1 protein-coding gene is annotated in these 1467 nt (G+C 42.8%); it reads left to right on the top strand.

The window, feature by feature from the left end; translation table 11 throughout:
• A partial coding sequence (locus XEN7305_RS17285) for a D-alanyl-D-alanine carboxypeptidase (protein WP_006510775.1) occupies window positions 1-1359 on the top strand: 1359 nt, incomplete at its 5' end.
• Window positions 1360-1467: the final 108 nt, after the last annotated feature.

The raw sequence follows: 1467 nt of genomic DNA, 5'->3' as shown, positions 1-1467 counted from the left end.
CATTACCCATTACCCATTACCCATTACCCATTACCCATTACCCATTACCCTAATACTAATCAAATGTTTGATGTTATTGGTTCAAGCTTATTTGTTTTATTCTGGAAACTGTTTGCGGCCACTCCCCAAAAAACCATAGAACCCTTAGAGTTGGGTGCTTGGCAAGATACAGCTATTTTTGAGTTACCCACAACTGAGGTTGATCCAATGCTAGAGAAAATTGTGCAAGATTATCTCCAGACGTTGAAAAGACAGGGTTTAAAAAGCGATCGCCAAGGTATCTGGCTCCAGTCTGATTGGGAAGAACTCGCCAGTCATCAAGGCAAAACAGCTTTGTCGGCAGCTTCTTTAACCAAGATTGCCACAACTCTAGCAGCTTTGGGAAAATGGGGTGCGGATCATCAATTTGTGACGAAGATTTTTGCTACAGGGGAAATAAAAGACGGCGTTCTTGACGGGGATTTGATTGTGTTGGCTGATGGCGATCCCTTTTTTGTTTGGGAAGAAGCGATCGCCCTGGGCAATACTCTAAACCAAATGGGTCTAAGGGAAGTTAAGGGTGATTTACTGGTTAACAATCAGTTTTACATGAACTATGAATCGGATTCTTCCAAAGCAGTACAATTCCTGCATCAGGCGTTAGACCCCAAACTCTGGTCATCAGAAGTTAAACAACTATTTAGAAGTTTACCCATCACGACCCCTCGACCTCAAGTCGTAATTTCAGGAGAAGCTAAACTGCTAAAATTTGCCCCGACAAAACCGCAATCACTACTGATTCATAACTCTCTTACTCTGAGTGATATTCTCAAACAAATGAATATCTACAGTAATAATAAGATGGCGCAAATGCTTGCCGATGAGCTTGGAGGAGTCGAAGAAGTAGCTCTTTATGCGGCGAAGGTCACAGGACTAGATTCTTCGGAAGTTCAATTAATTAATGGTTCCGGGTTAGGTGTCGAAAATCGGGTTTCTCCCAGAGCAGCGAGTCAAATGTTGATTGCGATCGACAATTTACTCAAATCTCATAACCTCAATGTGATGGATTTATTTCCGATGGCGGGTAGAGATGATGTTGGCACAGTGGAGGACCGCTCGATTCCTGCTGGGGTAGCCGTGAAAACAGGAACACTCAATCAAGTTAGTGCCCTCGCTGGGGTGATCCGGCTCGATCAAGAACGTCGCGTTTGGTTTTCGCTAATTAATTATGGCTGGCAGATTTCCTATTTTAGAAAGCAACAAGATCTATTTTTGCAAAGTCTAGCCGAGCATTGGCAACTTGATGCTCAGAATTTTGCAATTCAAGAAAGCCCGGCGATTTATCTTGGAGATCCTGAGCGGAATGTTTTGGTTAATTGAGAATTGAGAATTGAGGCGTTGCTGAATCCAGATATGAATTCGTTTCGCGCAAAGGCGCAAAGACGCAAAGAAAGAAGCAAAGAAGATTAGTCCAAAATTCTTTCATGT

The organism is Xenococcus sp. PCC 7305, assembly GCF_000332055.1.
Lineage (GTDB): Bacteria > Cyanobacteriota > Cyanobacteriia > Cyanobacteriales > Xenococcaceae > Xenococcus.
Note: the sequence above shows the minus strand (reverse complement) of the source record. Positions and strands in the feature narration are given on the sequence as shown.